The organism is Brachyspira catarrhinii (assembly GCF_005518285.1).
Taxonomy (GTDB): domain Bacteria; phylum Spirochaetota; class Brachyspiria; order Brachyspirales; family Brachyspiraceae; genus Brachyspira; species Brachyspira catarrhinii.
On the sequence record NZ_SJDU01000066.1, the window covers coordinates 1 to 8,644 of the forward strand.

An 8,644-nucleotide genomic window follows, 5' to 3' on the forward strand; every position below is an offset into this window, starting at 1 on the left:
AAGCGAAATAACGGGGTTAAGTATTGAAGAAGTCCGCAATCTGCGTCCAGACTGAGAAAAACTTTAATTTTTTAACTAAAATATTTTATTAGATTTATTTTTAACGATTGCAAAATATATACTATCTTATATAATAACATAATATAAAATGTAAATTTATAATAACGGTGTAGGTAATCTCTTAAATATATGTCCAAACTGAAAAATAACGATGACAATTTAAAAAAATTCAAAACCCTAAAAAAAGAAAAAAACGAATCTGTAGGCGATTATGCCGTTCGAGTTATCGAATATAATATAATAAATATGTCGCTTCCGCCCGGGACTTTTATAAGCGAAAAAATAATAAGCGATATGCTCGACATAAGCAGAACTCCCGTTAGAGAGGCTTTTTCAAGATTGGAGAAAGCAAATTTCATAGAAATCTATCCCCAAAAAGCGAGCAGAGTTTCTTTGATAGATATCGATATAATAGACGAAACAAGTTTTATAAGAAGAACTTTAGAAAAAGAAATAATTAAAACGGTTTGTGAGAAACATTCGGTTGAAGATTTAAATCTATTAAGCGATAATATATCTCAATATAAGAAAAATATGAAAAATGACGATTTATATAAATTATTAAATATAGACAATAATTTTCATAAAATATTATTTTTGATAGCAAATAAAAAACTCACTTACAATATAATCAAAGATTCAATAAAACATTTTAACAGAGAAAGAATATTCAATATTATGGAAATGGATAGAAGCAGAATTTTAAAAGAACATCAAGATATATTTCAAGCAATTAAAGAAAAAAATTCTAAAAAAGCGATTTCTTTAATTGAAACTCATTTAACTCATGTAACCGAAGATTTGGAATTTTTAAAAAGTAAATTTCCAAATTATTTTAAAGATTGATTTATCTTTTTACATCCAACTTTTCGGAACTTTCCATAAGAGATATTACCTCTTCTTTCGTAGTTAAATTCCAGTCGCCAGGGATAGTATGCTTTATACAAAACGCCGCGGTAGCAAATTCCAAAACATATTGATAATCTTTAAACATATTCAAACCCGAAAGTATTCCCGCCGCAAAAGAATCGCCCGTTCCTATTCTGTCTACTATATTCGTAATATTGTATTTTTTAGATTTATAAAGATTTTTATTATTATAAAGCAAAGCGGATATATTATTATGATTAGAATTTATAGTTTCTCTTCTCGTTGTTATAACGGTTTCAAGCGAATATTTTTCAATCAGTTTATTCATTATCATTTTATAATCTTCATCTCTTATATCGGAATCCACGTCCACATCGCTGTCGACTCCCAATATTTTTATCGCATCGTATTCGTTTGCAAATACTATATCGGAGTATTTAACTATTTCGGGCATAACCTCTTCGATTTTTTTGCCGTATTTCCATAATTTTTTTCTATGATTAATATCGCAAGAAACTTTTATATTTCTTTTCTTAGCTTCTTTAACCGCGTATAAAGTCAAATCGGCGGCGCTTTGAGTAAGGGCGGGAGTGACTCCGCTTACATGAAAATAAGAAGAGTTGTCAAAAACTTTATCCCAATCGAAATCTTTTATACTCGCTTCCGAAATCGAAGAATGTTCTCTATCGTAAATAATATTCGAAGTTCTGTAATTATTTCCTTTGTCTACAAAATATATTCCTAATCTTTTTCCTCCCCAAGCTATAGCGGAAGTATCGACTTTATGACTTAAAAGTAATTCTTCAACTTTATGCCCTATCGCGTTATTGGGAAGCATTGTTATATATCTACTGTTTAATCCAAATATTGAGGCAAGAACGCAAATATTAGCCTCGACTCCTCCAAAAGTCGCGTTTAATTTTAACGATTGAAAAAGCCTCTCGTTATCTATAGACGAAAGACGCAACATAATTTCTCCAAATCCTACTATATAAGACATAATAATCTCCTTAAATAATTTATTGATATACTAATATTTTAGTAAATTTATCAATATTTGTCAAATAAAAAATTATATATTTAGATTGAATTTGTATAAACTTAATGATAAAATAAAATTATATTATTATTTGTAGTATTATATTATTTAGAATAAAATTTAAACATTATTTTTTATTTTTTAGAAAATATTAATTAAGAAAAAATAAAATAATTTAAGGAGAATAAAAATATGGAATTCCATAATGAATTTGATAAAGAATTTTATGAAAAATTTTCTAACGGACTTTACGAGCCTCGTTTTGAACATGACGCTTGCGGTATCGGAGCTGTCGCGAATATTAAAGGAGAAGCGAGCCATAAAGTAATTTGCGACTCTTTGGAAATTTTGATGCAGCTCGAACATAGAGGAGGAACGGGAAGCGAAGAAAATACGGGAGACGGAGCGGGAATACTTATACAAATTCCTCATGATTTTTTTGCCACTCAAGAATTCGATTTTGAACTTCCCAAAAAAGGAGATTACGCCGTAGCTTTCATGTTTCTATCTCCAAATTTTGAAGCGAAAGAAGAAGGCAAGAAAATATTTTTGGAAGGATTAAAAGAAAAAGGATTGGAATTTTTAGGTTTTAGAAAAGTTCCCGTAAATTCGAGCGATATTGGAATAACCGCTTTTAAGACTATGCCGTATTTTTTGCAAGCATTCGTAAAGCGTCCGAAAAATATTAAAGCGGGATTAGATTTTGAAAGACTAATATATTCGGCTCGAAGAATAATTGAAAAAAAGGCTTCCAATGTGAGCAAGTTTTATATTTGTTCTTTTTCGTCTCGAACTATAGTTTATAAGGGAATGCTACTTTCCACTCAATTAAGCGATTTCTATTTGGATTTCAAAGATATAAATATGAAGTCGGCGATAGCTTTGGTTCATTCTAGATTTTCGACAAACACTTTTCCAAGTTGGGAGAGAGCGCATCCAAACCGATATATGATTCACAACGGAGAGATAAATACGATAAGAGGAAATGTCGATTCGATAATAGCGCGAGAGGGACTTTTTAAGAGCGATTATTTTGAAGATTTGAAAGAAATTTTCCCCGTGATAGCGAGAGAAAGCAGCGATTCGGCTATGTTTGACAATACTTTGGAATTTTTAGCCTTAAACGGAAGAAGTCTCGAAGAAGCTTTTATGATGATGATACCAGAACCTTGGCATAGAAATAAAAATATGAATCCTAAAAAGAGAGCGTTTTACGAATATAATTCCACTTTAATGGAGCCTTGGGACGGACCCGCCGCAATAATATTTACGGACGGAGAGGTTATGGGAGCGAGTCTCGATAGAAACGGTTTTCGTCCTTCTCGTTATTATATCACAAATGATGATTTTTTAATTTTATCTTCCGAAACTGGAGCGCTTAAAATTGACGAAAGCAGAATCAAAGCGAAAAAAAGATTGGAGCCTGGAAAACTTTTGCTTGTAGACACTAAAAAAGGAAAAGTGATTTCGGACGAAGAGATTAAACTTCATTATGCAAGCGCAAAACCTTACGAAAAATGGCTTAAAAATATGGTTCATTTGGGAGATATTTCAAGCAAAGGCTATAAACATGATTTTTTGGATGAGAAAGAAATTTTGCAACTTCAAAGAGTTTTCGCTTGGAATTATGACGAATTAAAACAGAGCGTGGAAGCTATGGCTTCGAGCGGAAAGGAAAATTTAGCTTCGATGGGAGTCGACACTCCATTGGCGGTTTTAAGCGAAAGCTATCAGCCTTTATTCAATTATTTCAAACAGCTTTTCGCTCAAGTGACAAATCCTCCTCTCGATGCGATAAGAGAAGAGATAATAACCTCGACAAGAGTATATTTGGGAAGAGAAGGAAATTTATTAAAACCAGACGAAAGTAATTGCAAGAGAGTGGAACTTCATTATCCGATTATATCGAACGAAGAATTATATAAAATAAGAAATCTCAAAAATTTTAAAGTCAAAGAATTTTCTATTCTTTTCGATTATGAGAAAAAAACTTTGGAAGATGCTTTGGAAGAACTTTTTATAAATGTCGAAAACGAAATTAAAAAAGGAGCTTCGATAATAATTTTAAGCGACATTGGAGTAAACGAAAAACAAAGTTATATTCCTTCGTTTATCGCGGTCGCTGGTTTGCATAATCATTTGATTAGAAAAAATTTGAGAACACACGCGAGCATAATTATAAACACGGGAGAGGTGAGAGAGATTCACCATTTCGCATGTTTGCTCGGATACGGAGCTACGGTAATTTGTCCTTATTTGGTTTACGAAAGCATTAACGATTTAATAAGAAGGGAAGCTATAAAATTAGATTATAAAAAAGCGGAACAGAATTTTATAAAAGCATCCGTTGCGGGAATAGTAAAAATCGCTTCAAAAATGGGAGTTTCCACTTTGCAAAGTTATAGCGGAGCGCAAATTTTCGAATGTTTGGGATTAAGTAAAAAATTAGTCGATAAATATTTTTCCGATACGATAACGAGAATTGAAGGAATAGACATCGAAGATATTAACGAAGAGTTGATTAATTTGCATAAAAAAACTTTTGCCACTCGAATAAGCGCTCTCGAACCGAAAGGAATACATGGATTTAGAAGCGGAAGAGAAGAGCATATAATAGACCCGCTTGTGATATTTCATTTGCAGGAAGCATGCAAATTTAAAGATTATAAAAGATTCAAAAAATATTCTTCTTTGGTAGATAGTAAAATAATAAAACTTCGCGATTTGATGGAATTCGACACAAGCGAAGCGATAAACATTGAAAGAGTCGAACCCGTAGAAAATATAATAAAAAGATTCAAAACGGGGGCTATGAGTTACGGCTCGATATCGAAAGAAGCGCATGAATGCATAGCGATAGCGATGAACAGACTCGGAGCAAAATCGAATTCAGGAGAAGGCGGAGAAGACGAAGAGAGATTCAAAATTGACGAAAACAGAAACGATAAATGTTCGGCGATTAAGCAAGTGGCATCGGGAAGATTCGGAGTCGATATTAATTATTTGGTAAACGCTAAAGAAATTCAAATTAAAGTGGCACAGGGAGCTAAACCTGGAGAAGGCGGACAGCTTATGGGATTTAAGGTTTATCCTTGGATTGCGAAAGCGAGGAATTCCACCCCTGGAGTTACTCTCATATCTCCTCCTCCTCACCATGATATTTATTCCATAGAAGATTTGGCTCAATTAATATTCGATTTGAAAAACGCTAATAATAAAGCTCGCATATCGGTAAAACTTGTAAGCGAAGCGGGAGTAGGAACTATTGCGGCGGGAGTGGCGAAAGCGGGAGCTAATTCGATACTTATATCTGGTTATGACGGAGGAACGGGAGCGAGTCCGAGAACTTCAATTCCAAACGCGGGACTTCCATGGGAATTAGGGCTTGCCGAAACTCATCAAACTTTGATTTTAAATAATTTGAGAGACAGAGTGAGAATAGAAACGGACGGAAAACTTATGACGGGACGCGATTTGGCTATAGCGGCGCTTTTGGGAGCGGAAGAATTCGGATTTGCAACGGCGCCTCTTATCGCGATAGGATGCTCGATGATGAGAGTTTGTCATCTTAATACTTGCCCTTTCGGAATAGCGACTCAAGATACCGTTTTAAGAGATAGATTCAAAGGCACGCCAGAAAAAGTGGAAAATTTTATGCTTTTTGTCGCCGAAGAATTAAGAGAATATATGGCAAAGTTGGGTTTTGAAAAATTGGACGATATGATTGGAAGAACGGACAAACTCCATAAAAAAAATAATCTTTCGGGCAAACATGCAAAAGTCAATTTGGACAGAATATTAAAATCGCTTCCGACTTATAACAGAACGGCTCAATATTTTAAAGGTTTTAAGGATAATAAACTTGAAAAAACGATGGATTATAGAATATTGATTCCTCTTTGCGAAACGGCTCTTAAAAAAGGAAAAAATATTAAATTAAGCCTCGAAGTCAATAATCAAAGCAGGGCGTTTGCAACGATGCTTTCAAGCGAGATTACGAGACAATACGGAAAAAACGCTCTTAAAGAAGATACGATTCAAATTACCGCGACTGGACATGCGGGAAACAGTTTCGGCGCTTTTTTATGCAAAGGAATAAAACTTGAAATTGTGGGCGACACAAACGATTATTTGGGAAAAGGTTTGAGCGGCGGAAAAATAATAGCGAAGATTCCAAACAATGCAAAATTTAAAGCGGAAGAAAATATTATTTCTGGAAACGCATGTTTATACGGAGCGACAAGCGGAGAAGTTTATTTGGATGGAATTGCGGGAGAGAGATTCTGCGTTCGTAATTCGGGAGCGAAAGCCGTTGTCTTGGGAACGGGAGTTCATGGCTGCGAATATATGACGGGCGGATTAGTCGCCGTTTTGGGAGATATAGGAATAAACTTTGCGGCGGGAATGAGCGGAGGAGTCGCTTATATTTACGGCAGACATAACGAGGCAAATGTGAATATGGAACTTGTGGAAATTTTGGAACTTACCAAAGAAGACGAAAAAGAACTTAAGTCGGTTATAAAGGAACATATAAATTTAACGGGTTCTAAACGGGCTAAAGAAATTATGTCAAAATTCAAACCGTCAGATTTTTTTAAGGTTATGCCGAGAGATTATAAGAATATGCTAGCTATGATAGAGTCTTGCAAGGGAGAAGAAAATCCCGAACTTGCGGCGTTTTTGAAATTAAGCAAAAGCGTGAAATAAAATCATAAATTTTGCAAATAATAATATATAATAATTAGAGATAAAATAAAATTTAAGGAGTAAAAAATGACTTTTTTAGAATTAGCGGAAGAGGTTTTAAAAACTGCTAAAGAACCTCTTACTTATAGAGAAATTTGGGAAATTGCCATATCTCAAGGATTAGATAAAAAAGTTGGGAGTAAAGGCAAAACACCTACGGATACTTTGTCATCAAGAATATATACAGACTTGAAAGAAAAAAGCGATTCAAAATTTTGCATTACAAGTAAACGCCCCACTACTTTTTGGCTTAAATCCAGAGAAGATGAAGTTAAAAATATAATTATTCAAGCTTCAACTATTCCAAAAGTTCCAACTAAAATAGTATCATTTCATGAAAGAGATTTGCATCCTTTATTAGTTAAATTTTTGTTTGAAAGCGAAGAATTTGATTTATACTGTAAGACGATTTATCATGAAAATAGTAAAAAAGGAGAAAAAGGTAAGGATAAATGGAATTATCCCGATATTGTCGGAATTCATTTTCCTTTTGACGATTATAAAAAAGAAACTCTTGGTTTGCTTAAAAATTTAAATAAACAAAGTTGCAAAATTTATTCGTTTGAAATAAAAAAAAGTATCACTTGGTCGGATATAAAAGAATATTATTTTCAGGCAGTTTCAAATTCAAGTTGGGCTAACGAGGGCTATCTTGTAGTATTTGAAAATATTGAAGCCGATATTTTTAGCGAACTTATTAGATTAAACGCCAGCTTTGGAATAGGAATAATTCAGCTTGAAATAGATTCAAGTTCAAAGGTAATTTTACCAGCAAGGCAAAGAAATTTAGATATGCAAACACTCGATATGCTTGTAGAAAAGAATAAAAATTTCAAAGATTTTATAGACGATGTTAATAAAGACATAAACGCTAACGATAAATTTCGTATAGCCAAAGATAGATACGATAAAATTTTAAATGACGATGAACTTGAAAAATATATTGAAGATAAAAAGATAAGTAAGTAAGGAGGATTAAAATGGGTAATCCGCGAGGTTTTTTAGATTTTAAAAGAGTGGAGTTAATAAAACTCGAACCAGAAGAGAGAATAAAAAATTATAAAGAGTTTAGCGAATTGCCGAGCAAAAAACAACAGGAAGCGCAGGGAGGACGATGTATGAATTGCGGAGTGCCTTTCTGTCAAGTTGGAAAAATGGAAGAAAGAAAAGAAATCGGATGTCCGCTAAAAAATCTTATTCCCGAATGGAACGATTTGATTTATAAAGGACTTTGGAAAGAAGCTTATAATCGTCTAACTCTTACGAATCCGTTTCCAGAAATTACTGGAAGAGTCTGCCCCGCTCCTTGCGAAGATAGTTGCGTTTGCGCCATAAACGGAGAGAGCGTGACTATAAAAAATAACGAGCTTTCGATAATAGAAAACGCTTTCAAAGAGAATTGGGTAAATCCCATAACGATAAATAAAAAAAATAAAAAAGAAAAAAAAGTGGCGATTATAGGAAGCGGTCCTGCGGGACTTTCATGCGCCTACAATTTGAATATTATGGGTTATGATGTCGAAGTTTTTGAAAGAAGCGACAGAGCGGGAGGACTTTTGATTTATGGAATTCCCTATATGAAACTTGATAAAAATATTTTAAAAAGAAGATTGGACTATTTGGAAAAAAGCGGAATAAAATTCAAAACGAATCAAAATATCAATACGAAAAATAAAGCTCAAAAATTAGCCGAAGAATTTGACGCGATAGTTTTAGCCACGGGAGCGAGCGAGCCGAAAGATTTAAAAATCGAAGGAAGAGATTTAAAAGGAATAATGTTTGCGGTTGATTTTTTAACCAAAAACACAAAAAGTTTATTTGAAAAAGGGCATGGAGAAGAAATCGCAAAAGATAAAGACATTCTTATAATCGGAAGCGGAGATACGAGCGTTGATTGCGCCGCCGTTGCCGTTCGTCATGGAGCGAAAA

Annotated in this window: 5 protein-coding genes; 4 read left to right on the forward strand and 1 reads right to left on the reverse strand. The window is 33.7% G+C overall.

What is annotated here, in order from left to right; genetic code table 11:
* Positions 1-189: 189 nt before the first annotated feature.
* Positions 190-906 (forward strand): GntR family transcriptional regulator, encoded by a 717-nt coding sequence (locus EZH24_RS03945; RefSeq protein ID WP_137997827.1) that lies wholly within the window; start codon positions 190-192, stop codon positions 904-906.
* 1 nt (position 907) lies between these two features.
* Here the strand turns inward: EZH24_RS03945 and EZH24_RS03950 are convergent, their stop codons facing one another.
* Positions 908-1,930, reverse strand: coding sequence for a sugar kinase (locus EZH24_RS03950; RefSeq protein ID WP_137997828.1), 1,023 nt, complete (start codon positions 1,928-1,930; stop codon positions 908-910).
* Positions 1,931-2,161: 231 nt separating this feature from the next.
* Here EZH24_RS03950 and gltB point away from each other — a divergent pair, with 231 nt between their 5' ends.
* The 3 genes from gltB to EZH24_RS03965 form a co-directional block, all read left to right on the forward strand.
* Entirely contained in the window at positions 2,162-6,676 is a 4,515-nt protein-coding gene (gene gltB / locus EZH24_RS03955; protein WP_137997829.1) for a glutamate synthase large subunit, read from the forward strand.
* Between the two features lie 66 nt (positions 6,677-6,742).
* Positions 6,743-7,684 (forward strand): HTH domain-containing protein, encoded by a 942-nt coding sequence (locus EZH24_RS03960; RefSeq protein WP_137997830.1) that lies wholly within the window; start codon positions 6,743-6,745, stop codon positions 7,682-7,684.
* An 11-nt stretch (positions 7,685-7,695) separates the two neighbouring features.
* The coding region (locus EZH24_RS03965) for a glutamate synthase subunit beta (protein ID WP_137997831.1) at positions 7,696-8,644 on the forward strand (949 nt) is incomplete at its 3' end.